The 23,573-nt window shown below is 66.7% G+C and carries 21 protein-coding genes and 2 pseudogenes; 8 read left to right on the top strand and 15 right to left on the bottom strand.

Annotated features, from left to right (window positions below; all coding sequences use genetic code 11):
* Positions 1 to 110: 110 nt before the first annotated feature.
* The 11 genes from pqqE to ABD333_RS42935 form a co-directional block, all read right to left on the bottom strand.
* The gene (gene pqqE, locus ABD333_RS42985; RefSeq protein WP_344548431.1) at positions 111 to 1,211 is read right to left on the bottom strand and encodes a pyrroloquinoline quinone biosynthesis protein PqqE; all 1,101 of its coding nucleotides are present in this window, start codon (positions 1,209 to 1,211) and stop codon (positions 111 to 113) included.
* On the bottom strand, positions 1,199 to 1,423 hold the full coding sequence (pqqD, locus tag ABD333_RS42980) for a pyrroloquinoline quinone biosynthesis peptide chaperone PqqD (protein ID WP_344548430.1): 225 nt from the start codon (positions 1,421 to 1,423) through the stop codon (positions 1,199 to 1,201). The genes pqqE and pqqD overlap by 13 nt, the downstream gene beginning before the upstream one ends.
* A gap of 40 nt (positions 1,424 to 1,463) precedes the next feature.
* Entirely contained in the window at positions 1,464 to 2,168 is a 705-nt protein-coding gene (gene pqqC / locus ABD333_RS42975) for a pyrroloquinoline-quinone synthase PqqC (protein ID WP_344548429.1), read from the bottom strand.
* A complete protein-coding gene (pqqB, locus tag ABD333_RS42970) occupies positions 2,165 to 3,055 on the bottom strand; it encodes a pyrroloquinoline quinone biosynthesis protein PqqB (RefSeq protein ID WP_344548522.1) in 891 nt (296 codons plus the stop codon). The genes pqqC and pqqB overlap by 4 nt, the downstream gene beginning before the upstream one ends.
* A gap of 22 nt (positions 3,056 to 3,077) precedes the next feature.
* Positions 3,078 to 3,194 (bottom strand): pyrroloquinoline quinone precursor peptide PqqA, encoded by a 117-nt coding sequence (gene pqqA / locus ABD333_RS42965; RefSeq protein WP_344548428.1) that lies wholly within the window; start codon positions 3,192 to 3,194, stop codon positions 3,078 to 3,080.
* Positions 3,195 to 3,266: 72 nt separating this feature from the next.
* Positions 3,267 to 3,587 (bottom strand): hypothetical protein, encoded by a 321-nt coding sequence (locus tag ABD333_RS42960; protein WP_344548427.1) that lies wholly within the window; start codon positions 3,585 to 3,587, stop codon positions 3,267 to 3,269.
* 3 nt (positions 3,588 to 3,590) lie between these two features.
* Positions 3,591 to 3,938, bottom strand: coding sequence for a transposase (locus tag ABD333_RS42955; protein WP_344548426.1), 348 nt, complete (start codon positions 3,936 to 3,938; stop codon positions 3,591 to 3,593).
* A 164-nt stretch (positions 3,939 to 4,102) separates the two neighbouring features.
* The gene (locus tag ABD333_RS42950; RefSeq protein ID WP_344548425.1) at positions 4,103 to 4,303 is read right to left on the bottom strand and encodes a hypothetical protein; all 201 of its coding nucleotides are present in this window, start codon (positions 4,301 to 4,303) and stop codon (positions 4,103 to 4,105) included.
* A gap of 16 nt (positions 4,304 to 4,319) precedes the next feature.
* Positions 4,320 to 4,514 carry a hypothetical protein gene (locus ABD333_RS42945; RefSeq protein WP_344548424.1) on the bottom strand — a complete coding sequence of 65 codons (195 nt, stop codon included), beginning with the start codon at positions 4,512 to 4,514 and terminating at the stop codon, positions 4,320 to 4,322.
* Positions 4,511 to 4,981, bottom strand: a complete 471-nt coding sequence (locus tag ABD333_RS42940) for a hypothetical protein (RefSeq protein ID WP_344548423.1) — start codon at positions 4,979 to 4,981, stop codon at positions 4,511 to 4,513. Before ABD333_RS42940 ends, ABD333_RS42945 begins: the two co-directional genes overlap by 4 nt.
* Positions 4,982 to 5,042: 61 nt before the next feature.
* Positions 5,043 to 6,245, bottom strand: a complete 1,203-nt coding sequence (locus ABD333_RS42935; protein ID WP_344548422.1) for a helix-turn-helix domain-containing protein — start codon at positions 6,243 to 6,245, stop codon at positions 5,043 to 5,045.
* 185 nt (positions 6,246 to 6,430) lie between these two features.
* Between ABD333_RS42935 and ABD333_RS42930 the strand changes: the two genes are divergently transcribed.
* The 3 genes and pseudogenes from ABD333_RS42930 to ABD333_RS42920 form a co-directional block, all read left to right on the top strand.
* Positions 6,431 to 6,580 (top strand): hypothetical protein, encoded by a 150-nt coding sequence (locus ABD333_RS42930; protein WP_344548421.1) that lies wholly within the window; start codon positions 6,431 to 6,433, stop codon positions 6,578 to 6,580.
* A 498-nt stretch (positions 6,581 to 7,078) separates the two neighbouring features.
* Positions 7,079 to 7,171, top strand: a pseudogene (locus ABD333_RS42925) (IS3 family transposase); the annotation flags it as partial.
* A 47-nt stretch (positions 7,172 to 7,218) separates the two neighbouring features.
* A pseudogene (locus tag ABD333_RS42920) lies at positions 7,219 to 7,470 on the top strand (IS630 family transposase); the annotation flags it as partial.
* 462 nt (positions 7,471 to 7,932) lie between these two features.
* Here the strand turns inward: ABD333_RS42920 and ABD333_RS42915 are convergent.
* Positions 7,933 to 14,841: a polymorphic toxin-type HINT domain-containing protein gene (locus ABD333_RS42915; RefSeq protein WP_344548521.1), complete on the bottom strand. Its 6,909-nt coding sequence runs from the start codon at positions 14,839 to 14,841 to the stop codon at positions 7,933 to 7,935.
* A 496-nt stretch (positions 14,842 to 15,337) separates the two neighbouring features.
* On the opposite strand from ABD333_RS42915, the gene ABD333_RS42910 reads away from it, so the two are divergent.
* The 3 genes from ABD333_RS42910 to ABD333_RS42900 all read left to right on the top strand — a co-directional run bounded on the left by ABD333_RS42910 (position 15,338) and on the right by ABD333_RS42900 (position 17,738).
* Positions 15,338 to 17,005 (top strand): WD40 repeat domain-containing protein, encoded by a 1,668-nt coding sequence (locus tag ABD333_RS42910; RefSeq protein WP_344548420.1) that lies wholly within the window; start codon positions 15,338 to 15,340, stop codon positions 17,003 to 17,005.
* Positions 17,006 to 17,125: 120 nt separating this feature from the next.
* Entirely contained in the window at positions 17,126 to 17,488 is a 363-nt protein-coding gene (locus ABD333_RS42905; protein WP_344548418.1) for a hypothetical protein, read from the top strand.
* Positions 17,489 to 17,519: 31 nt separating this feature from the next.
* Positions 17,520 to 17,738, top strand: a complete 219-nt coding sequence (locus ABD333_RS42900; protein WP_344548417.1) for a hypothetical protein — start codon at positions 17,520 to 17,522, stop codon at positions 17,736 to 17,738.
* Positions 17,739 to 18,773: 1,035 nt separating this feature from the next.
* Here ABD333_RS42900 and ABD333_RS42895 read toward each other — a convergent pair.
* A complete protein-coding gene (locus tag ABD333_RS42895) occupies positions 18,774 to 19,361 on the bottom strand; it encodes a GNAT family N-acetyltransferase (protein ID WP_344548416.1) in 588 nt (195 codons plus the stop codon).
* Positions 19,362 to 19,441: 80 nt separating this feature from the next.
* On the opposite strand from ABD333_RS42895, the gene ABD333_RS42890 reads away from it, so the two are divergent.
* Positions 19,442 to 19,951 carry a CGNR zinc finger domain-containing protein gene (locus ABD333_RS42890; RefSeq protein WP_344548415.1) on the top strand — a complete coding sequence of 170 codons (510 nt, stop codon included), beginning with the start codon at positions 19,442 to 19,444 and terminating at the stop codon, positions 19,949 to 19,951.
* A 186-nt stretch (positions 19,952 to 20,137) separates the two neighbouring features.
* Here ABD333_RS42890 and ABD333_RS42885 read toward each other — a convergent pair whose 3' ends face one another.
* Positions 20,138 to 20,809, bottom strand: coding sequence for a MerR family transcriptional regulator (locus tag ABD333_RS42885; RefSeq protein ID WP_344548414.1), 672 nt, complete (start codon positions 20,807 to 20,809; stop codon positions 20,138 to 20,140).
* 104 nt (positions 20,810 to 20,913) lie between these two features.
* Here ABD333_RS42885 and ABD333_RS42880 point away from each other — a divergent pair, with 104 nt between their 5' ends.
* Entirely contained in the window at positions 20,914 to 22,053 is a 1,140-nt protein-coding gene (locus tag ABD333_RS42880) for a thrombospondin type 3 repeat-containing protein (protein WP_344548413.1), read from the top strand.
* Positions 22,054 to 22,548: 495 nt separating this feature from the next.
* Here the strand turns inward: ABD333_RS42880 and ABD333_RS42875 are convergent, their stop codons facing one another.
* Entirely contained in the window at positions 22,549 to 23,118 is a 570-nt protein-coding gene (locus ABD333_RS42875) for a YbhB/YbcL family Raf kinase inhibitor-like protein (protein WP_344548412.1), read from the bottom strand.
* Positions 23,119 to 23,573: the final 455 nt, after the last annotated feature.

The raw sequence follows: 23,573 nt of genomic DNA, 5'->3' as shown, positions 1-23,573 counted from the left end.
AAACCTTCAAACGGAGGCGAGCTCTGGGCGGTGAGCATGGTGTGTCCGCTGAGGCGATCAGGACGTGGTTTCTCGTGCAGGTCGGGAACGATGACGTCCAGGCGGACTGGTCATGAGCGTCGTCTGCCGGGACGCCGGTAGACCAGCGCGGGGATCTCCTCGTCGGCGCTGACGGCGGCTTCCACCAGGTGGTGATCGGGCGAGAGCCGGCATGCGGGATCGGTGCGTCCCGCGTCGCCGGTCAGCGCGAACGCCTGGCATCGGCAGCCCCCGAAGTCGCGCTCGCGTTCCGGGCAGCTCCGGCACGGCTCCGGCATCCAGCTCGTGCCCCGATACGCGGCGAACGCCGAAGACCGCTCCCAGATCCAGGCGAGCGACCGTTCTTTGACGTTCGGCGGATCGAGCCCTTCGATGGCGTACGCGGCGGGGCATGGCAGAGCGGTGCCGTCGGGGCCCACCGTGAGCGAACGGCTGCCCCAGCCGCCCATGCACGGCTTAGGGATTCCCTCGTAGTAGTCGGGGACGACCCAGATGATCTCCACGGCGTCGGCCAGCTCCGCGCGCCGGTCGTCGACGACCTTCTGCGCCCGGGCCAGCCGGTCCCGGCCGGGAAGCAGCGCCGTCCGGTTGCGCATGGCCCAGCCGTAGAACTGCACGTTGGCCAGCTCGATGCGTTCGGCGCCCCACGCGACTCCCAGCCGGATGATCTCGTCGATGTGGTCGATGTTGTGCCGGTGCAACACGACGTTCAGCCCCAGCGGCAGGCCCGCGGCGGTCACGACCGTCGCGGCCTCCTCCTTGGCGGCGAACGACCCTCCGCGTCCCGCGATGAGGTCGGAGTTCGGTGCGGCGGCGTCCTGGACCGACAGCTGGACGCTGCGGAGCCCGGCGGCCACCAGCCGGTCCAGGCGGGCGGGCGGCAGCCCCAGGCCGCTGGTCACCAGCTGCGTGTAGATTTCCGCGTCCTCGGCCGCGGCGATGATGTCCTCCAGATCACCGCGCAGCAACGGCTCGCCGCCGGAGATGTGCGCTTGGACGACGCCGAGCTCGCCCGCCTCCCGCATCACCCGCCGCCAGTCGCCGGTGCCGAGCTCGGCCGAACGGCGTACGAGGTCGAGCGGATTGGAACAGTAGGGACACTGCAAGGGGCAGGCGTGTGTGACCTCCGCGAGCAACGCCCACGGAGGAGACGGCGTCGTCAGCGGAGCCATCCGGCCTCCATGACCTGTCGAAGGAACGTGGGAACCTCCGCGTTCACCGGCGCGCCGGGGAAGGCTTGGCCCAACTCCGTCACGATGTCGTCGACACTGTGCTCGCCGTCGCACAGCCGCAGGATCCGCGCCGCCGTCTCGTTCAGGACCACGACCCGTTCGGGCATGAGCAGGATGTCGGCGCCCCTGGTCCGGTCACGACGCAACACCATCGACCGGCGCAGTTCCGGCCGCCACTGTCCCTGTCGCCGGTCAGCCGACATCGGCTTGGCGGCTCTCGGGCCGGTACGCGTGTTCGACGGCGTCCAGGAGCGCCCAGAGCACATCGCACTTGAACTCGAAGGCGGCGAGGACCCGGCTGCGGTCCTCGGGCGTTCGAACCCACTGCTCGACCAGCTCAAGGGCCTCACGCCCGTCCCTGCGGCCCTGGTCGACGCGCCGCTGGAAGTAGCGCAGGCCCTCGGAATCGATCCAGGTGTAGTGCTTTTCGAACGCCGCGATCCGCGTGGCCATGAGGTCCGGCGCGACGACCTCGGTCAACGAGGAGGCGACGGCTTCGAGGGGGCCGCGCAAGCGGCAGAAGTTCACATAGCCCTCGACGGCCAGGCGTACGCCGGGCAGCACTCCTGTGCCGGACCACAGCTCCGCCCTGTCGAGGCCCGCCGCCTCACCCAGCCTGAGCCAGCGTTCGATGCCTCCCTCGTCTTCGTCGGTCCCGTCGTGGTCGTGGAGACGCCGGACCCACATGCGCCGGTGCTTGGGCGACTCCAGCTTCGCCAGGATGAGCGCGTCCTTGATGGGAATGTGGCGCTGGTAGCAGAACCTGTTGAGGATCCAGCCCCGCAGTTCTTCTCGGGTCAGCACTCCTTCGTGCATACGGATGTTGAACCGGTGGCGGTGGTGGTAGCGGCGTTCAGCGATCTCCCGGAGCGGCTCCTCGATGCCCAGCGCGCTCATGGTGCGATGACCTCCCCGTCGTCGGCGACACGCAGGCCGAGGCCGGCCAGCTCCTTGTGCTGGGGCGCCGCCGGGTCGACCAGCGGATTGGTGTTGTTGAGATGCGTGTACGCGCAGCGGCCCGCGGCCAGGGCCGACAGCCGTTCGGCGGTCCCGGTCGGCCCGGAGATCGGCAGGTGCCCCATTTCGGTGGCGGTCCTGGCGCCGATGCCCTCCCGCACGGGTTCATCGTCGTCCCAGAACGTGCCGTCGACGATCACATGGTCGGCTTGGGCGACCGCTGCCGCCAGGCCGGATGACCAGGCGGCCACGGCGGGGGCGTAAAGGAGGGACCTGCCGTCCGCCCCGTCGGTGATGTGCAGCGCGACCGACCACAGCCCCGTGGCGGGAAGCGCATTGGCATAGCGTGGGCGTTTAGCCGACACCGGCACGGCGCGGACGCGCAGCGAGCCGCCTTCCTCCAGCGGCACCGGATCGCCGTCGGGGAGCTCGCGCAGCACGATCCGCGCATACGGCGACAGGATCCGCTGGACGCCCAGCCCGTCGGTGAGTGCCGCCCGCACGGCGGCAGTCGCGCAGATCGAGATCTCCTCCGCCTCGCGGAGGCGAAACAGCCCGAGGGTGTGGTCGAGCTCGGCATCGGTGAGGATCACTCCGGCCAGCGGGGTGCGTCTGCTCCCGGGCTCCGGCCGCAACGCCTCGCATGCCTCGACCTGGTCGGTGACATCCGGGGTCACGTTCACCAAATGCCACCGGCCCGTCGCCGAGTCATGCACTGCGATCGCGGCGTGCGAGCGTCGCCGGGCGGGGTTGGCGCGGACGGCGGCGCACCCGGGGCACGCACAGTTCCACTGGGGTACGCCGCCTCCCGCGGCCGTTCCAAGCACGCGGACGAGCACGGCGTCTCCGTTATCGCGTCGCCAGGAAGTAGGCGGTCACCTCGAGCGAGGTGTCGACGATCTCGAACGCCGGCGTGAGCCAGGCGCCGGGGCCGTTCTCGTCCGGGATGACTTCGGGAGCGTTCATGGGAGCCAGATCCCTTCCAGACATGGCCGCGCCGAGGCGGCCTCTTACTTCAGGGCTATCACCGCACGTTGATCAAAACCAGCCCGAATCGACACCCACCGCCCCACCGGCAAGCCCCCCGAGGCCTCCCAAGACGGCGACCAGCACATCGAGGAATTCGGCACCTGGCAGGACTTCTGCCAGACCCGCATGGAAAAAGGCCGCCCGGTCGATCGACATGACGATCTCGTTGTGGCGACTCGGCGCGCACCTGAACAGCAAGGTGCTTACGCCGACGCGCACGAGCCCGATGCGGCCGCGTTCGTCCTCGACCAGCCCCTGCTCACACGCCAGGTGCAGCTTGGTCGACCACCCGCCCCGCGAGCGGCCCAAACGCGTGATCGGCCGGCTCATCCCTCACTCCAGCCGGCGGCTCGGCCTGCAGATCTCCTTTTTCATGGCGCCCGCGGCATGCTTGTGCGCCCGCATGATGGTGGAGTCCACGTTCACCTCCCAGGTGATCAACCCCGCCGCGTCCGCCCGCGTCTGCGACCCGGCAAGGATCTGAGCCCAGGTGCCATCACGCCGCCACCGGCGAAACAACCCGTACACCGTCTGCCACGGCCCGTACCTGGCGGGCACGTCCCGCCAGGGCGAGCTGACCCGCACCCGCCACCGGATGCCGTCGATGAGCCGGCGCTTACTCCATTTCGGCGGACGCCCTGCCTTCTCCGCGCGGGCAGCAGCGGCTCCAGCACCGCCCACTGCACGTCGGTCAGGTCGAACCGCCCCGTCACCGCCAGGGTGGCCACGAGGTCTCCGGAGCGTGGGCTTTCTTGGTCGAAAAACCACCTACCGGAGACCTCACTGCTTACCGGCCAGCGACACGCCACCCCGACCAGATCACGCGATCACTTATAAAACACGGACTAGTCGTCCTGGTCCTTGATCGCGCCATGACGGAACATCCGTTCCAGGAACCGCAGCTCGCGCCACATCCGGTCGCGAGGGACGCGTCGCTCTATCGGCAGCCGCCGCAGCATCCACCACTCGGGACCGGACGGGGTGATCTCCCACTCGGGGTAGAGGAACCGCAGCGCCCACGCTTTCAGCCAGGTCACGGTGGACATGTGTCCGTGCTCCTTGTCAGCCGTTCTGCTCGGCTTCGAGTTCGCGGGCGCGGACGGCGGCGCGGGCGATGATGTCGCCGTCGACTCGCATCTGCTCGATCTCGGCTTCGCTGTTCTTTCCGCCGCTGGAGGCAGGGCGGACTGTGTTCATCAGCCGCGTGTAGGCGGCCATCGCTTCGGCGAGCTGGTGGGCTCGCTCGTCGCGCGTCACGCCCATGTGATTCCGCTCTTGGTCTTGTGCGCCTGGGCGACGACGTTCAGGTCGACGTAGGAGATGTCTCCGCGCGGGGACAGGGCGACCAGCCGCACCTTGCCTGTGGATCCGATCGGCTGCCCGGTGAGGGCGAGGCTCACCTGGCGTTTGGCGAGGGCCGCCTCGTCGGTGACTCCGGAGATGCCGCGCGGCCGGCGGCCGGCGATCTCGACGTCCCAGGCGAAGAACGTTCCGGGGATCTGAGGCGCGGCGGCGTCGCTCTCGGGGGTTAGCGCCGCCGCCGTGCCGTCCGGGGTCGTACGGCGCCCGCCCGATGCTCTCCCATCAGGGCGGGCGGCCGTACGATCTGGGCGAGCACGGCGGGCGGCCCCGCGCAAGGGTCCCGCCGCGCCCGCGCTCAAGGTGCGAGTGACGAGCCCGTCGCGAAGTTGTGTCGGCTTGGCTATTTCTGCGTCACAGGTCACACATTGGATTCAGCCGCATATGAGGCCGCTGAAGTTTCACAGCTGGTGAAACTTGTGAACCTCAGGTGATACCGAGCCAGGACGCGAACCCGCTGAGCGAACCGGAGCGGCGCCGTTCGAGCTCGACCAGTATTCGGGTCGTCTCGTGCACCATCGGGTGATTGCGAGTCTGCTGGGGGGCGATCCGCCGTGCGCGGGTCAGGGCATCGAAGGACTGCGCGCGGTCTCCGTGGTAGAGGAAGCCGCGGGCCAGGTCGATGTAGTAGTGGCCGCGCCTGACCGGCGGCACCGTGGCGGGCAGGTGGATCCGGCTCGCCCGCTGTACGGCCTCGGTGCCGTCGTACATCTCAACGGCGACGGCGACCTCGTGGATGGCGACGTTGGAGGGTCCGAACTCCAGGCCGTAGTGGTTGGCGTCGGCGTCAAGGACCCGGGCGGCCTCGCGCGCCTCGTCGATGTGGGCCCACGCGGTCGCCTTGCTGGGCTTGCGGGCGGCGAAAATCGCCGACCGGAGATGCGCTGCTCCGAACACGCTCAAGGTCGGTTCGTCCATCTGGGCGATGTTCTCGCCGATGTCGCGGCGGACCCGATCCAGCAGCTTGGCGCCCTTGTCGTAGGAGGCGCTCGCCAGGAACAGGGTGCTGCGCTGCCACTGCGTGCGGGCCACCCGGAGCGGGTCTTGGGACTTACGGGCGGCCCATTCGACCCGTTCCATGGCCAGGCTCCGCAGGTCGAAGTAGCCGAGCGTGTACGCGATCGCCGTGACGCCGGTGTAGGCCTCGGAGAGCAGGGCGTGCAGCTGCGCCTCCTTCGGCCCTGTAGCGTCGTGCGCCGCGGCGGCGAGTTCCTCCAGCAGGCCGGGGAGCGCCTCGCCAAGCTGTCCGTACCGGGCATCCCGGCCGAGGGCCGACAGTCTCGCTACGTCCTTCTGGAGCTCGTCGATCGGCCGCGGCCGGATGTCCTCGTCCGGGAGGTCCCAGGCTAGGAGAGCGCGGCGGATGTCGGGGATGGTGGCGTGGATTCGACCCGCCCGAGGCTCGTCGTCGTACGGCTGGCCGGTCAGCTTCCCAATGCCCACCCGGAGGGCACGGGCCACCCCGGCGACCAGTGCTTGCGAGGCCGGTTTGTGGCCGGCTTCCACCTGGGCGATGAGGCTCTTGGAGCACGGCACGCGATCGGCGAGCTGTTGCTGCGTCAGTCCACGGGACTTCCGTGCGCGGGCGATACGCCGCCCGATGCCCTCTTCCGTGCTAGCTTCCTTCATAGGCCCTGCACCGGCTTCCTGAGACCTCGACAATCCCAGGTTACGGCGCAGGGCCTTTTCGCGTCGGAGATCCGGCTGCTACAGCGGAAGCGCGTCCCAGACGTCGCTGATGATGATCAGCGCGGAAGCGAGCAGTCCCACGGCGGTGGCGTGCACGTCACCACCATCCACCTGCGAGAGCGAGCATGACCGACCAGCCGACGCCTCAGCCGGACCCCACGCCAGACACCGAGCAGACCAGCGAATCCCAGACCCAGGACTTGATGGTCGCCGCGCTGCTGCGCGAGCGCGAACGCTACGCGCAGCGGGGCCTCACAAAGGAATCGGTGACATAGATTTTCCTTCCCTATGCACATTTGGGGTAGCTTGAATATTTCCACCCCTTCGAGCCTTTCCCCGGAAAATACATGCTTATTTATCTGCATGTATCTACCGCACGGAAAGGTGCGCGCAGAGGTTCTCTCTATATCCAGCACATCGATCACCTTCGTGACATCATAGAAATACATAAACTCTCCTTCGGAGAGGAGGGGAAGGTAGGGCACCGTTCCTTTTAAGGCTCATTTCCAAGGACTCGAATGCCGGGCGCCGACGACCACGCTGGAAGGGAAGAGCGGAAGGTCGCCCTTGGGCTTATCTATCTCCTCTGCTTCATACCACCAGACCTGGAAGGGGTGGGAGGCGGAAAAGCAGGGCGGTCACAACGTCAAACGGGCGTGTGAGCTGCTGCGGGGTCTCCCGTGCCGCCTGCCACGCTGGCGTGCTCGGCCCGCGCATGTACCGGGATCTAGACCTGAACGTGATCGATCGAGCAGATCACGGCGCATCGTGAATCGCGTGGCACCTACGGCGCTCCGCGGATCCACGCTGTCCTGCAGCGTGAAGGCACGGGTTGCGGCCGACACCGCGTCGCCCGGCTGATGCGAGCGGCCTCGGCTGCAGGGCCGGCATCGCCGGCGAGGACACCTCCCGCCACCCCTGGTGCCACCTGCATTTCACCCCGACCAGCAGTTCATGGCTGAACCTGGTAGAGGGCTGGTTCGCCGAACTGACTACCCGCAAGCTCCGCCGCTCAGCACACCGCAGCGTCGCAGAACTGGAGAAGGACGTACGCGCCCGGATCAACAAGTGGAACAAGGCCCCCAGGCCATTCGTGCGGACCAAGACCACCGACGAGATCCTCGAAACCCTCGCCGCATACTGCCATCAAGTTAACGACTCAGGCACACTAGGGACCTGGAGAAAGTGTCCAGTTAGGCTGAACCGTAACATAGAAGCGACCTTGATCCTCTACATCTTCGCTACGGTCGAAATCCCTCCCAGAGCAAGAGAGAATAGCCGGACAAGCGCCGTCCTTACCTCAGGGTCCCGATCGAGTCGCTCCAGTGATCTGAATCGAGCCGGTTCAAGATCTATTGTTGCAACTCCGCCAGCGGGCCCCTCGCCTACAACAGAAAACAGCAGGAGGCATCGGTAGGCTCGCACAATCCCCCCTCGCTCCTCTCGCATCAGCGATTGGAGGATGGCCACTTCTTGCTTGACCTGGCTGCGGAGTGCCTGCACAGAGGACCACCGAGTAGCCCAACCGCGATCCTCTGCCTCCAGTTGAATCTCAAGGAGCACGTCGAAGCTGATCTGGCAAATGCGGAAGTCAGAGTCAGTTGACTGAATGATGGCCACGTGAACTTTAATCCCCACCGTAGACTTCGATACGGATTGGCTCGTCCGGATCGATTCGCCCGTCGCGAATCCTTTTTTGGAGCTCATCCCAGCGGTGATGGCCTCCCAGGATCTGCCCTCCGCGCGAGACCAGAATTCCGTCCCCGGCTGCGGCCTGGTTGATCGAGGCCAACAGCTCCTCGTTGCTCAGCATCTCGTGGTACCACTGCGACGATGGATCCCGAGTCGACTGTCCCTCAGTGTACCTATCAGCGAGATCACCAGCCCTCTCGTTGTGTGTCGAGAAACAGCCGTTGCTGTTGTGGACGAGGACGGGTGTGTCGCCAGCATGCACATAGTAGGTGTGGTGGTCGGCGATGGTGAGGTTGTGGACTCGTTGCTCGTGGGTGGTTCTCGATTTTGTGGCGGTGACCTGGACGTAGGTGCCGGCGCTGGTGCGGAGCCACATGCCGGGCTTGAGGTCGATTGCCTTGATCCATTTGTCGATTCCGCTGGCTACCCAGAAGGGGTGGGTGTCGGTGGCTATGACCAGGCCGGTCTTTGGAGAGGACTTCTGGATCTTGAAGTTTGCGCCGGAGGTTTGTTCCTGGTTTGTCGTGCCGGTCCAGAATTTTTGGTTGTGGGTGTCGATGCTGATCTGGACGAGGTTCTTTTTGCCCTTGCTGGTTATGGTGGCTAGGACGGTCTTGGTTTCGGTCTTGCCTGTTTCAGGGTCGGTTGCAAGGACCTTGTCTCCGACCTCGACTTCCTCGATGGCCTTGGGCTCGCCATTGGCCATCAGCACCGCGGTGCCGGGAACGAAACTGCTGCAGGTGCGGGCGCCCTTGCTTGCCCGTTTGGCCGTGGCGAGGCCTCCGAGGAAGGGTATGACCGCCAGGCCGGAGAGGAGCGCGTCTTTCCATTTCCCTTCGCTCAGATAGAGGATGGCGTTGGCAGCGTCGGCTGCATCCAGGCCGGCGAGGCCCATGGCGTCCAGGGATTCATGGACGCTTGCGTCGCGGTTGCCACAGATCTGGGCGTCGCCGGGGAATTCAGCGCAGTAGGCCAGTTCGGCCTGGATGCGCATCCGGAGTGTCACAGCTCCTGCGGATGTGCCTGGGTCGATGGGGGTCTCGCGTAGTTGCTCAATTCGGCGCCGGTATTGGTCTTGCCGCGCCTGATTTTCGGGGCGTTCGGGAAAGGTCTCTGGGTATTCCAGTTCGTCCCCATCCCAGCCGCCGTTGGGTTTGGGCTTTTCGCACCCGGTTCCGGAGTAGTAGCAGTCCCTGTTGCCCCTCAGGGGTCCGTCGAGCCCTTCAGGATCGCTCTGGGTCACCGGTGTGTTGTTGGCGTAGGAGTATCCGTTCCAGCTTTGCGGGTGGTCCAGGTTGAAGAGCGGGTCGACAGATATGAAGCGACCGGTCTCTGGGTCGTATTCGCGGGCTCCGAGGTGGGTGAGCCCGGTTGGGTCCTTGGTGCCCCCTACGAAGCCTCTTTCACCGGGCCAGGTGTCTTCCTCTAGGGCGCCACGTTCTCGTCCGAAGGGCAGGAATCTGCGCGTGATGGTCTTCTGGTCCGTGGCATTGACGGCGATCTGCGAGGTGCCTTGGTGGTCGCCGGTCAGGTGGCGCAGGCCGGTGCTGTCGCGCATGGCGACGGTTTGGTTGTTGTGGGTGTAGTAGCGGGTGCCGGCCGCTGCGGCGTTTCCCGTGGTGACACGGACCTCGGTGTCCGGGAGATAGAGGGTGGCTCCGGTTGAGTCCTTGCGGATGAGGCGGTTGCCAGCGGCGTCATAGATAAAGCTGGTGGTCTTGCCGCCTTCGGTGACCTTGGTCAGCTTGCCTTCGGCGTCCCAGTCGAGGGTCTGGCTGGTCGTGCCGAGGGTGCGGTTCGTGGTGTTGCCGACGTTGTCGTAGGCGAAGGTGTCGGTGCGGTTGCCAGCTGCTCCGGTCTGTGTGACCGCGTTGAGTCTGCTTCCCTTGCCTGGCCCGGCGTAGGCGTAGGTGCGGGTGGTGTCACCTTGGCCACCGGTGCCGTGCTGAATCTCCTTGGTGCGGTTGCTGGCCTTGTCGTAGGCGAAGGATTGCCAGTATGGGACGGGTCCGCCGACGGCGGGCGCGGTGGGCGTAGCCGAGCAGGTGTTGTCGGCTTCGGTCCAGGCCTCGGTGAGCCGACGCAGGTAGTCGTAGGCGAAGCACTGGTTGTCGGTGCCGATGGTGGATACGTCGGAGATCGACTTGATGTTGCCGGCATCGTCGTAGGTGTAGGTGGCGTTGCGGTCGTCGCCGGTGATGCTTTCGCGGTGGGTGCGAGAGGTGGCCAGGCGTTGGGTGCCGTACTCCCAGGTCTGGGTGTTCCAGGCTCGTTTGCCGCCGGCGCCGAGCTCGACCAGCTTCTGCTTGCCGGTGGGGGTGTAGTCGGTCGCGCCGACGTACACGCTGAGATCACTGGTCAGGCGGGTGGGGCGCAGATGGTTGTCGTAGGTGCGGGTGAGGGTTTCGGCGGGCAGGCCACCGGCGGCGGGCAGGCCCTGTGTCTTGGGGGTGCCGTCGAGGTTGTAGGTCTGGCTGAAGGCGTAGCTGCCCGCCAGTGCCCCCTCGGAGGTGGGGATGGTGACGAGCGTTGTCTCGGCGCGGCCCAGCACGTCGTAGCCAGAGACTTGGGAGGTGTAGTCACCAGCCGCACTGTGGCGGGTGGAGCTGGCAGGCAGGCCTTTGCCCCGCGTGGCGGTGTCATAGGTCCAGGACGCCAGCCGGGGTCCGGTCACCGATCCTTCGCGGGTTTCGGTCTTGCGGTCGAGTCCGTCGTAGACGTGGACGATCGTCTTGTCGCGGGCGTCGGTGGTCGAGGTGAGCCGGTCAACGTCGTCGTAGGTGAGGGTGGTGGTGCCCTTGTCGGGGTCGGTGGTGCGAGCCTTACGGCCGCGCAGGTCATAGGTGGTGGTCCACCGGTTTCCGGATGCGTCGGTGATCGTGGCGGGCCGTCCACCGGGGTCGTAGGTGTAGGTGGTGGCGTCGTAGGAACCAGAGGGCCCCTGGCCCACGTACTGGCGGCGTTCGATGACCTGTCCGCGGGCATCGGTGATCTCAGCGGTCGAGATGCCGCCGTCCGGTGGGTCGGTCGCTTTCCAGTTCCCTCCGTAGCTGGTCGTGGTGCGCCACTTCTCCTGGGTTGACCCGTTGCCGATCAATAGACGTTCCAGGGTCTGCCGACCAAGCCCGTCGTAGGAGTAGTGCGTCTGGGTTTCGACATTGCCGGGGGAATCGACACCGAACAGCGTCAGCTCCGGGGCACCGGTGGCCGAGTAGAGGTCGTACTTCTTGGCGACCTTGCCCCGGGTGTCGTAGAAGGTGTCGGCGATCAGCCGCCCTTCCGGGCCGGGAACCTGGGTCTGCCGAGTCCGTAGCCACCCGTCGAACAACTCGATCGAGGTGCGCTGCCCACCGGTATTGGTGAGGGTCTTGCTCGTGACGGCGACGATCTGCCCGTCGGTCAGCCGATAGCCGAACTCCAGACTCGGGGTCGCGTTGTCCTTCTTGGGCCAGTTGGGCAGCCATGCCTTCCGTGCACGCCCGAGCGCGTCGTAGACGATGTCGGAGCGCTGGCCGTTGGCGTCGATCTTGCCGGTCGGTTGTCCAAAGGCCGGGTCGAGCTCCTGCGTGGTGGTCAGCGCCGTGGCCGCATTGCCCGGTGTGGCAGGAGGCGTGGTGACCACGGTCTTGGTGGTCAACCCGTTGGTCTGGGTGTGGCGCGTGCTGGTCGTCCGCCCAAGGGCATCGGTCACCGAGATCGGACGACCGAAAGTGTCATAGCCCGTGACCTTGTCGGTGACGTACCTCGCGCCGCCGCCGTCATACTCGGCAATCTTCTCGGTCCTGGTGATATCACCCTTGGTCGGGGCGCTACCGTGGCCGCCGTTGTCGTAGAAAGTGCGCACATCACCGATGATGTGCTTGGACCGGTCGGGATCGGCGGCACAAGCGACCGAGACCGTCTCGACACGAGACTTGTACGCGACCATCCATTTCTCGACGTTGTCGGCGTACTCGGTGCGAGTGCACTTGTCGTCGGTGTCGGCGGTGACGTCGCCGAGGTCGGAGACCTGCGTGACGCGGCCGATTTTCTCGAATTCGGTTTCGTAGTCGCTGGTGATCTTGGTCTGGCGCCAGGTGCCGCCGTCCATGGCGGTCCAGGTACGGGAATTGTCGACCTGGACGTTGTTGGCGGTGACGGTGCCCCATGAGCGGGTCCGGGTGGCGGTCTGGTGGCGCCAGGGGACGTTGACGGTCTTGTTGTGCACCGGCCCGCCGGAGGCGGTGTAGCTGACGGTCTTGAGTTCGAAGCCGTCTAGGCCCTCGTAGTCGGTGTGCGGCTCGGCGTTCTCGCCGTCGGAGACCTTGACGGTCTTTGTGCCGCCGGTGGGCGTGGCACGGTCGCCGTGCATGCCGCGCAGGTAATAAGTGTCGGTTTGGGTGGAGGGGCTGCTGAGGCTGCCGGTTTTGACACGGACGTGGCCGTAGCCGCGCCATTGTGACCAGGTCTTGAACTTCTCGCGGGTCAGGCCGTCGTCGTCGTCGAAGTGCCAGGCCGCGTCGCCGATGTACTCGTAGGTGGTGGCCATGTCGGGTGCGTGGCCGGTGCGGTCCTTTTGCACGACGGAGGTGACGACGTACTTGTTGAACCAGTCGGGGTACGGCGTGGTCTGTCCCGGCAGGTGCCAGATCGAAGGGAAGCAGCGTTTGCCGTTGGTCTGGGGTGTGGGCGGTGCGGAGCGGGAGCATTCCTGCCCGGTGTAGTTGATGTTGAGTTCGCCGCCGGACTCGTCGTAGATCGTGCTGACGCGGTAGCGGGTGTAGGGCGCGATGCCGTCGTTGGCCTGGTCAACGCGGTTCGCCCGGGGCACGTGCTTGAAGCTGACCTTCGGCAACGCGATGTCATCGGCGGTGGTGGGGCCGGCCAGGCCTTTGTGCTCGATGTCTTTGGCCAGCAGGTCGCGTTCGTCGGTTTCGGCGCCCCAGGCATGGTCGAGTGCCCAGGAGTCGACGTTGCGGTAGCCCCAGCCGGCACCGCGGTTGATGCGGGTGGTGACCTTGGTCAGTCGCTTGCGGGACCAGAAGGTGGGTGAGGTGGAGCCGTGGTCGCCGGTGCATTCGGTGCCGGCTGCGCAGTTCATGTTCCATGGCACGTCCGGCCATTTCTCCGGGTTGGTGGAGATCTTGGCGGGGGCGCAGTCGAAGTCGGCGCTGGGGATGCAGCGTTCGGCGGTGGCGAACTCCACCACGGCGGGCGCCGCGCTGGCGAACACGTTGGTGCCGCGGACCCCGTAGTCGATGGACTTCAGGTAGCCGCCGCGGGTGTAGGGGGTGGCGTCGGCAGGCTTGAGGTTGCGGCCGTAGTGGTTGATTTCCTTCTCATACACATAGAACAGGGCGTTGTCGTTCGGGTCGACGACCATGTCCAGGTTCCACCGCCACGCCTGCTGGCACCATGAGTCGGCGAACCCGCTGGACTTGTGGCACGGCTCGTCGTCGTCAGTTCCTGGTCCGCCGGCGTCGTCGCCGAAGACCGGGACGGTCCAGGCGGAGTTGGTCTGCGGGCCGCCAGAGCCATAGCCGGGCAGTTGGTTGCGGCCGAAGTAGTAGCGGGTGCCGTCGGTGGTGGTGACTTCCCAGTACTCGCCGTCGTTGTCGCCGTTGATGGACTGGCCGTCGCCTTCGGGCCGGGACACGATCTTCTTGAAGCGGGTGCCGTCGTCGTTCTTGAGCCGCCAGGTGCCGTTGGCGGCCTTGATCAGCTCGCCGCCCTTGCCGTTCCAGGTGACCGTGGCGTTGTCATACCCCCAGCACTGATCACCGGGGATCTTGCCTTCGGCGTTCTTGGCGCCATCGTCTTCACACGACTTGTAGCGCCGCTCGATGAATCCCGGGGACAGATCGAAGCCTTCACCGGCCCACGAGGGTTGGTTGTTGGTGTTGCCGGTGCGACCGTCGACGCTTTGCGCCGAGTAGCCCAACTCCACCTTCGGCGCCAGGCCTCCGGGCACCGGCGGGACCCGCATCGGGTAGTTCCAGGTGAAGTCACCGGTGTTCCCGGAGACCTTCCAGGTCGCCGAGGCCTCCAGGGTGGTGGCCTTGAAGTCACCCTGTGACCCTTCCGGCGCCGCGGCAGCGGCCAGCACGGTGGGTGTGGCCTCGGACGACTGCCCACCGGCCGCTGCGGGTGGGGTGGTGTCGACGTCGGCGGTGAGGGTCTGCTTCTCGCCGTCGTTGGCGGTCGGGATCGGGGTGTTGGTGCGGCATTGCGGCTTGGTCGGGGTGGTCAGGGCGCAGGCGGGTAGCTGGACGAGCCGCAGCCGTGACCCGTAGGAGCCACCGAACGCCTGGGCGAAGGCGGAGTAGTCCAGCCGGACCGCGACCCGGCCCGCCTTGGCGCTGTCGGCAGGGGTCACCGCGAAGGCCATGCCGGCGATCCCCGCACGCTGGGCAGTCTTGCGGTCCAGGACCTCAACCTTGGCCTCGCCGGTCATGCCCGGTGATGGCGTGGCGTTGTTGGACGTCCCTGTCTTGGGTTGCGCTGCTTTGGGCTGGCCGCTTGGGGGCCCGACCCAGATCGGCAGGTCTCCCGCACGCACCAGGCTGGCCGGCGCGCGGCCGGTGGCCGCCGGGAGGGCCGCCTGGGCCTTTCCTGGCTTCGGCCATGTGGCCCGGGCTGTGGGATGTGATGTGGCGGACGGGTCGCTGGTACGCGGCCGGACCTTGAGATTTCGGCCGTCGACCGTGCGTTCGTGGTCCTTGACCTTGGGACGGCTGGAGTTCACCGGCTCGGCCTGTGCCGGTGGCGCCGACGCCAGCCCGACCGCCAGCACCATGCTCATGCCTGCTGCCACGCCGCGCAGTGAACGTCCCATCCGGAATACCAGCCGTCTGCGGTTCATCATCGCCACGCCCTCCCGTCTGCGGCAATCCAAAGCGGCGGAACTCCTGGAGGCGCAGGAACACGACACGCGAGCGTTTGGCACTCAGAAGAAGTTCCGGGACGCGTGCGTTCACACGTGACCAGGCGGACAGAGAGGGACAGCAGCACGCCGCATCTCCTTGAGCATTGGGGAGCACGAGGCGAAGGGACGTACGCGCCTCACACAACTCACGAGGAGTGAACAAACTGCACAATGCGGCCACTTAGAAGGTTGATCAAGCCCAAGTCGTGACATGACCGGTTACAGCCCGATGACGCCGCAGGCCACCGGTGAGATCGCGTCCGGATCCGGCCGTCAGGACAACCGGAATCTGCTGAGCCTCGTCCGTAAGGCCCTCAGCCTGCGGCATTGTCACTTTGTGAGTGTCGCCTATGACAGCGTTCGGGTGGGCTTGTTGGGAGCCGAGAAAGATGTGACGATCTCCGCCGAGTGCAGAACGATTACGGAGAGGTTCCACATGACACCGGCTCCCTCGATCACTCGCCGTAACGCGTGCCGCCTTCATCGCCGCCTGCTGGCTGGGCTGGGATGCCTGGCCCTGGCGTTCTCGGCCGGCATACCTGGCGCCGCTTCGGCCGACACCGCGCCGCCGCCCGGCGAGCCGCGGACTGTCACCGCCGACGAACTGCCGACCTGGCAGACCGATGGGGTGGTGTGGTCGATCGCGATGGTCGGCGACACCGTCTATGTGGGTGGCAACTTCGACCACATCCGGCCGCCGGGCACCAACCCCGGCGATCCGGCCGAGGTGCCGCGCCGCAATCTGGCTGCGTTCAACGCCGCCACCGGCCAGCCCCTGGACTGGAACCCGACCGTCGACGCGGCCACCTTCACCACTCCTAATGTCCAGGTGGGTTGTGACGATCTGGACGGTGACCAGTGGCGTTGTGATGCGGTGTACGCGGTCCGATCCTCACCAGACGGCACCACGTTGTTCGTTGGCGGCGACTTCACGACCATCAACGGACAGCCGCGCCAACGGATCGCCTCGTTCGCTCTGCCCGGCGGCACCCTCACCGGTTTCGGCCGCAGCCTCAACCGCCGCGTCAAGTCCTTGGCCGTCAGCAACACCACCGTGTACGCCGGCGGCTACTTCACCACCGCCGACGGTGTGCCTCGGCAACACCTGGCCGCCTTCACCACCGCTGCCAACGGCACGCTGACCGCGTGGGCGCCCGCCGCCGACCGGGGCGTGCACGCCCTGGTCATCTCACCCGACCGCAGCCGCGTCGTGGTAGGCGGGGACTTCGACACCCTCAACGGCAACCCACCGCACGGACTCGGCGCGGTCTACACCGACACCGGAGCCAGCGCGCCCTGGGCCACCGGCGTCGAATACCGAGACGCCACCTACAGGTCGGTGGTCACCGACCTGGTCGCCGACAACGACACCATCTACGCCGCAGCCGAAGGCGCCGGCACCTTCGACGGACGCCTGGCCGTCAACCCCGACGACGGTGAACTGCGCTGGATCGACAACTGCAAAGGCGCCACCCAGGCCCTCACCCTCTTGGACGGGGTGCTCTACAGCGGCTCACACGCCCACAACTGCAGCACCCAACCCGACGGATTCGGTGAACTCACCGGATTCCCCGCCCAACGACTACTCGCCGAACCCGCCAAACCCACCGGCGAAACCCCACCGATCCTGCACTGGTTCCCCAACACCAACCACGGCACCGTTAACGGTCACCAAGGCCCCCGCGCACTGGCCAACAACGGCGCCTACCTATGGGTCGGCGGTGAATTCACCACCGTCAACAACAAACCCCAACAGGGACTGACGCGCTTCGCCTCCATGACCACCGGAACCGACGTCAACAGACCTCAGCCCACCCCCGCGCCGCAGGTCACCAAACCCAACGGCAGCACCGGAACCATCAAAATCGACTGGAAACAAACCTGGGACCGCGACAACAAGACCCTCAAATACGAGGTCGTCCGCGACGCCACCACCGTCGTCCACACCACCTCGGCCGCATCCAAATTCTGGGACCTGCAGCCGATGACGTTCACCGACACCGGCCTGGCACCCGGCAGCACCCACACCTACTCCATCCGCGCCATCGACCCCTTCGGCAACCGATTCTGGTCAGCCCAAAGCACCCCCATCCAAGCCGACTGACACCGCAACCACTCGGTGCACGTACACGACGGCCAAACCGCAGCGGAGACCGGATGACAGGCGGCCAGAAGCATCACGCGCGTACTCGGGGGTACCCGCCAGCGCGCCACGCACGGCGTCGTGGGCCTGATCACGCTGATCATTTCGGCTGTGCTGACCCTGGTGCCGATCGCGGCAGCCGATACCGCGCCGCCAGCGGGCGAGCCTCGTACGGTCACCGCCGACCCGTTGCCGACCTGGCAGACCGACGGCACCGTATGGGCCATCCGGATCATCGGCGACACCGTCTACGTCGGCGGTGAGTTCAACACCATCCGCCCGCCCGGCGCCGACCCCGGCGACCCAGCCGAGCTGCCCCGCCACAACCTGGCCGCGTTCAACGCCACCACCGGCCAGCCGCTGCCCTGGAACCCCACCGTCGAAGGCCCCGACGGCACCCAAGCCATCGTCCGCGACATCCACGCCACCCCCGACGGCCAGTGACGGCGATGGTTTCGATGGCGACGTAGAGGGTGTGGCCCGCGATAACAAAACCCTCAAATACGAGGTCATCCGCGATGGCACCACCGTCATCCACACCGCCCAATCGGCATCCAAATTCTGGGACCTGCAACCCATGACCTACACCGACACCGGACTCACTCCCGGCAGCACCCACACCTACACCATCCGAGCCACCGATCCCTTTGGAAACACCACCAGCCGCAAAAGCGTGCCCACACAAGTCGACTAGGAGCAGATAGAACGCAGGCAAACTCCCGTTCTCGCCACGCGCGGCAGCTCCACAACCGCCGCCCAACCGAAAAGGGCCGCCATGCATTCAGGGCGGTCCGGACTTGCTCCTATGCCTCAATCCACCATCGAACGCGTCAGCAGCAAACGGAAGGGGCTCCCTAGCAACAACCAACCGGCCTTGAGCCTGGGCCATGGCGAACGGCGAGCGCCGTGAGCTCCGACGACATCACGTTCGACCCGACCGGCCTCAACCGCGCCCAACGGCGCGGTCTCGCCTGCGCATCGTGCGACAAACGCTGGCCCGTCCCCACGCATCTCATCGGACGACTCCCAGACAGCTCACCCGTGTACGTCTGCAACGAATGCACACCACCGTCAACCCCCAACAACCTGCCAAAGTAAGGCTTAGCTCCTGAGCCTGCCCACGCCGATCGGTGCCGTGCAGGAGGCACGTGAGTGAGTACGGAGATCTGTGCACGCGACTTCGGACATCGCCACACGCGTGGATCTAGGCGAGCTATGAGAAATCACAAGTGCAGGTCGATGCGTTGGAACCAGGGGCTACGACGAACTGGTCGCCGAGAAGGGGTCGGGCAAGTGCGGCGCAGACGGGTCGGAGTGAGCTGCACTGCTGTCTCAAGGCGGAGCCGACGACACGTTCAAGTTCTGGAGTCCGGCGCCGGTGGTACCGCTCGGCGACGCACGTGCCAGCCACGTACGGCGAGCAACGCGGCCGTGGCGTGCAGCCCATTCTTTAGTGGCGTTCCGCTAGGCAACGATAGTCGGTGGAGGAATCCACCGGGCCAGTCAACGCGCTCGCCATCGAAGTGCCGCAGTTTGCGGCACTGAAAGCCGCGGCTCGGCGAGACCTGGGCCTCAGTTTGAATTGGCGAGATCGTGAGGCACAACGGCGCGGGAAGATGCGCTCGGGGCGTTCGTGCATTCCCAGGAGTGCGGGACAGCGGACCGGGGGATGCTGGGGAGCTGGTCGACGGCATCCCGCACTGAGGCTATTCCGGCGTGTGGATGTCAGTCACGTGGTGGTGGTTAGCTTGCGGCGCATTACGGGGCGGTCGGGTTTTGGGCGGGCCAGTTCTTTGAAGCCTGCGGCGCGGAAGGCCGAGGCGATGCCGGTCATGGCGTTGTCCGCGCCGGCGCGTTTGCCCTTGGGCGGGTCGACGGGATAGGCGTCCACAGCGCTGATGCCGTGGCCGGTCGCGAAGTCGCAGGCCGCGTGGATCATGGGTGTCTGCAGCCGTGCCCCGCGGTGGGGTGCGGAGACGTACAGGCAGCTGATCACCCAGGCGGTGGTGTCGTCGACCGGGCGCATCACCGGGGATCGCTGCATGCGCGGATACTCCGAACGGTCGCCGACGGCGACCCAGCCGACTGGTTCGTCGTCGAGGTAGCACACGAGGCCGGGCGGCGGATCGGTGAGGGCGCGTTCGTGCAGGTGGGATCGGTTGCCGTCCCCTCGGCCCTTCTCCCACTCCGCGAACGACATGCGCCAGTGCATGCACCAGCAGCCCCTCGCGCCTCCGTTCGCCCCCATGACCTGCTCGAAGTCGGTCCACGTGTCCTGGGTCAAGGGTGCGGAGGTGATGTCAGGAAGTCCTGCCATACTCGGGTACGTTACCATCTTCGGGAAAACGATGGTGACGGGCGGCCGGCCTGACGCCGGTTGTGCTGCGAAGGTGTTCATTGGCGATTGATCCATCACATCCCGCTCCGGGGCGGCTTGAGCTCGTACGGAGCCTGGCCAACACCGAGGACCGCTACGGCGGCCACGACGAGCTGGCCGACGGGGCGTGGCCGACCGACCGGCTCGACGAACTACTCCGGCTGCGAACCACCGTCCGAGATCTGGCGACCGCCAACACCGAGCGGCAACCTCCGCGGCATGAGACCGTGGCCGAGTTCAACCGGATCGCCGCCGCGCACCCGCAGGTCGTCCGGTTGGACCACGACGTGACGGATCTGAGTGCGGAACTGCAAGCGCACCACGTTGCCGGCGAGGTCGTCGCGGCCGTACACGAGGCGATCATCGCGGGCACCTGGTCGAGGCTGAAGGCATGCGCCAATCCCGAATGCAGGTGGTTGTTCTACGACATCTCGCGTAGCCACACTGGACGCTGGTGCTCGATGGCGGCGTGCGGGTCTTTGCACAAGGCCCGCGCCTACCGACGCCGCCGCAGAGCCGAACCATCGTGAGGTGCTCAGTCGCCGTCTTCGCAGAGTTGGTATGGCTGTGGCGAGCTTGGCGCAGGCGCAGGCGGTGAAGGAGTACTTGCCTCCTCACCACCGTGGCTGCCACAGCGATGTTCGTCGGCGGCACCGTCCACGCGTCGGCTGCTCGGCAGCCGGTGACCGAGCGGGCGAAGCGTCGGCCGGCCTCCGCTACGAGGAGTGCTTCGGCTTGGAGTGGCCCTGGGCGATCGTGTCCCGTACGGCGGCGTCCAGGGAGAGCTCCAGCAGGCCGCGGATCATCTCGGGTGCCACCGCGCGCAGTCGTTCGAGGGTCTCGGGGTCCGTCCGGTCGGCGCGGGGAAGGAACATTTCGATCAGCTTCCGGGCGATCGCGTCGGTGTGCGGGCGCAGTGCCTCCATCCCGCCGACGATGTCCTCGCCGGTCGCGCCGAGCGGGAGCAGCGTGCCGAGGACGCCGATCAGGCGGTCGCTGACCGTCGCGTACCGGTCGTCGCCCAGTGGCCTGAGCATCCCGACATCGACCGCGCGTCGCAGCAGAGCGGGGTCGTCGTGGCCGGTCAGCGCGGCGAGTTCGGCCCCGGTCACCACCACGGCGGTGTTCTCGGTGAACGGGCGGGTGAGCCGTTCGGCGCGGCGCAACGCGTCCTCGCCCGCCTCGACGATCTCCTGCAGCAGGTCGAGCGCGAACCCCTGATCGTGCAGGCGCTTGACGCGCATGATCTGCTCGACGTGCGCGGGCCCGTAGTAGCCGGTGCGGCCGCGCATCACCGGCGGCGGGAAAAGGCCGCGCTCGCGGTAGGCGCGCAGGTTGCGCGCGGTGATCCCGGTGCGCCGGGCCAGCTCGTCGATGGTCAGCTCCATATGACGTTCGACCCTATCGATTCCTCCGTAGACCTTGCCAAATCTCTATGCGCCATATTTAGATGGCCCATGTAGAGATGGCCTGAGGAGGACTCGTGCGTGCCATGTTCACACCGCTAGCCGCGGCCGCCCTGACCGTCGCGCTGACCGCGCCCGGCGTCGCCGCCGACGAGATCAGATGCGGCGACTGGGGTTGCTCGAACGACCAGCCGCGACTGACCGTCCCCGTCCCGCCCCCGGCCCCCGAGGGCCAGTACGGCAACGCCGACTTCGACCGCGACGGCGTGCTCAACAAGAACGACAACTGCCTGCTCGTTCCCAACCGCGGCCAGCGGAAGGCGGTCAAGCCCGCGGGCTGGAAGGACGGCGACGTCCACCAGCAGGCGGCCGAGTGGAAGCGGCAGAATCCGGCCGCCCCGTTCCGTACCAACGAGGAACTCGGCGAGGCGTGCTCGGGCTGGAACGGAAACTGGCGGCGCACCGAGATGGCCCTCGTCCTCGCGCCCGAGGAGACCAAGCAGCAGATCTACCGGTTCATCGGGAACGGTGGCCCGATGTACGGCAAGAACACCCCCGTCTACGGCGGGCCGGTCTGCACCGACGTCAACGACGGCTGGGTCAACATGATCGAGTACGCGCTCCGGATGCCGGAGAAGGACCTCCCGATCGCCGACACGCCCCCGTTCGACTGCCGCACCGGAGCGATCGCCAGACCGTTCACCCGGTTCATCACCTGGGGAGTGTGGAGCGGCAAGCGCCTGTTCACCCCTACCAACGCCGGCGGCAGCATCACCAACCGCTTCTTCGCGCCTGTCACCGAGGATCCGGCCTTCGCGCCCATCATCAAGGCGTTCCCCGACATCTTCGTCAACGGCTACGGCCAGACTGTCAAGGGCAAGGTCATGCGCGGCGCCTCGTACAAGGACGGCCGCGAGGCGATAATCCTGGACTGGCGCCAGGTCAGCGGCTCTGGCCTAGGCGGCATCCCGCTGCCCAACCTGCAGGGCCTCCCGGTCATCGACGGGATGCTGGTATACGACGAGTGCCGCGCCCTGCAGGAGGGCATCTGGCCCTGCACCGCCAACGCCGATCTGGTACATGACGCCAAGAAGAACTACCGCAAGACGTTCCAGTTCGGCTGGATGATGTGGCAGAGCAACGACCCCAGCGTCAAGAACTGGGAGGACTGGGAAGACGCCAACCCGCGCTGGTCCAAGCCCGCCGCGTACGGCTTCACCTCCTGAACGAGTGGACCCGGATCTGGACGGGCCTCAAAGCGCGGCGCCGGAGCCCCATGCGTCGCGGCGATGGGTTCCACACGGTTGCAGACGTGCAGCTCGTCGTCATGCTCCAAGAGCTCGGGGACTTGACTGCCGAAGACGTCCATCAAGGTGACGACGAATCTGCGGTACGCGAACTACCTCGGTCAAGGCGGTGAGCCCGCTCGGTCGCCGCCACCCTCGGGTGGCGGTGACCGATGACGTGCAGGTGAGCGAGGCCATGCAACGAGGGTGTCGAAGACACCGACGTGGCATCGCCTGCACGATCCCGCTCAAAGGCCGACCAGATCCGCAACGGCGGCAGCCGGGGCGGTGGCCACGCTGGGCCGTCCGCTACGAGGCCATCGTCCTCAACAACTGGCTGACCTGCCTCGGACCAGGCCGTAGCCACTTTGCGGAGCCTCCTGGCGGATGCTGGGGCCCGTCCCCCAGTTGCCTCGGGTGGTCTTTAGAACGGGTTCACGACTCACCGGACAGGCGGGCCGAGCCCAGGGACGCGTTCGAGATGACCCGGGCCGCGGTCTGCGTCGATGACGAGGAATTCAGCTCGGACAGCTTGGCTCTGCTGAGGGCGTGGACCGTGAACTGGTAGGTGTTGACCGTTCTGGGTGAGCACGGGCCTTGATAGCCGAACAGGCTCGCGCTTCCCCGGTAGTAGACCTGCCGGGCGCCTGCCGGAACGGGCGGCATGTAGACGTGCTGGACGTTCTGCGGAAGCGAGCTGACGTTCGCCGGAATGTCGTAGATCACCCAGTGGATGAGATTGGCGTTGTCGAGATCGCGCATGACGATCGCGTAGCTTTGGGCGGTGGCCGGGGCTCCGGCCCAGGCCAGCGGCGGGGACTCGTTCCTCTGGCTCGGGTCTCCGGTGCCGCTGCTGGTGCACTCGTGGACTTTCGGGATCACCCCGCCCTCGGCGAACGCCGTACTCGTCAAGGTGTAAGCCGACTGGGCGAACGACGGGGCCGCGGTGAGACCGACGGTGCCCGCGATGGCCAGGGCGTGCAGCATGAGTCGTCTGATGGCCATGAGTGGAATTCCCTCCGCTACCGGGATCGGCGCAAACGTACGAGCCGACCCGGGGTTCGCTCTATGCATTCGCTGCCGACCTCATGGCCCTCGGTGCCAGAACCTAGTCCCCGTCATCGGTCGAACACCCGAAGCCGCAAGGCCTCGAAACCGGTCCCACCTCAGCTCCCCAGGCCCGCGCCGCCAGAGAGCATCGCCCTCGCTTCGCTCGGACAGCCCCATCGGGCCCCCCGCCCCAAACCCGAAGCTGGAGGCTCCGCCCCCAGACCCCCACCCCCTCCAAACCAAGCCCACGCCCACGCCCACGCCCACGGAACAACGACAAGGCCGACCCCAGCGGCGCCTTCTCCTCTCCTCATCCGATCAGCTCGCAGGCTCTACGGTTGATCGCGGTGACGACGAGAGTGAAGGCGGCGGTTCCGACGCCGTGTGGGTGGACATCGAGACCTACGAGA

It is taken from the genome of Actinomadura fulvescens, assembly GCF_039533225.1.
In the GTDB taxonomy this organism is placed as follows: domain Bacteria; phylum Actinomycetota; class Actinomycetes; order Streptosporangiales; family Streptosporangiaceae; genus Spirillospora; species Spirillospora fulvescens.
Note: the sequence above shows the minus strand (reverse complement) of the source record. Positions and strands in the feature narration are given on the sequence as shown.

Coding starts and splice junctions, on each gene's coding strand:
- pqqE (WP_344548431.1), bottom strand. CDS start 1,211: ATGGCTCCGCTGACGACGCCGTCTCCTCCGTGGGCGTTGCTCGCGGAG.
- pqqD (WP_344548430.1), bottom strand. CDS start 1,423: ATGGTGTTGCGTCGTGACCGGACCAGGGGCGCCGACATCCTGCTCATG.
- pqqC (WP_344548429.1), bottom strand. CDS start 2,168: ATGAGCGCGCTGGGCATCGAGGAGCCGCTCCGGGAGATCGCTGAACGC.
- pqqA (WP_344548428.1), bottom strand. CDS start 3,194: ATGAACGCTCCCGAAGTCATCCCGGACGAGAACGGCCCCGGCGCCTGG.
- ABD333_RS42960 (WP_344548427.1), bottom strand. CDS start 3,587: ATGAGCCGGCCGATCACGCGTTTGGGCCGCTCGCGGGGCGGGTGGTCG.
- ABD333_RS42950 (WP_344548425.1), bottom strand. CDS start 4,303: ATGTCCACCGTGACCTGGCTGAAAGCGTGGGCGCTGCGGTTCCTCTAC.
- ABD333_RS42935 (WP_344548422.1), bottom strand. CDS start 6,245: ATGAAGGAAGCTAGCACGGAAGAGGGCATCGGGCGGCGTATCGCCCGC.
- ABD333_RS42930 (WP_344548421.1), top strand. CDS start 6,431: ATGACCGACCAGCCGACGCCTCAGCCGGACCCCACGCCAGACACCGAG.
- ABD333_RS42915 (WP_344548521.1), bottom strand. CDS start 14,841: ATGATGAACCGCAGACGGCTGGTATTCCGGATGGGACGTTCACTGCGC.
- ABD333_RS42910 (WP_344548420.1), top strand. CDS start 15,338: ATGACACCGGCTCCCTCGATCACTCGCCGTAACGCGTGCCGCCTTCAT.
- ABD333_RS42895 (WP_344548416.1), bottom strand. CDS start 19,361: ATGGCAGGACTTCCTGACATCACCTCCGCACCCTTGACCCAGGACACG.
- ABD333_RS42885 (WP_344548414.1), bottom strand. CDS start 20,809: ATGGAGCTGACCATCGACGAGCTGGCCCGGCGCACCGGGATCACCGCG.
- ABD333_RS42880 (WP_344548413.1), top strand. CDS start 20,914: ATGTTCACACCGCTAGCCGCGGCCGCCCTGACCGTCGCGCTGACCGCG.
- ABD333_RS42875 (WP_344548412.1), bottom strand. CDS start 23,118: ATGGCCATCAGACGACTCATGCTGCACGCCCTGGCCATCGCGGGCACC.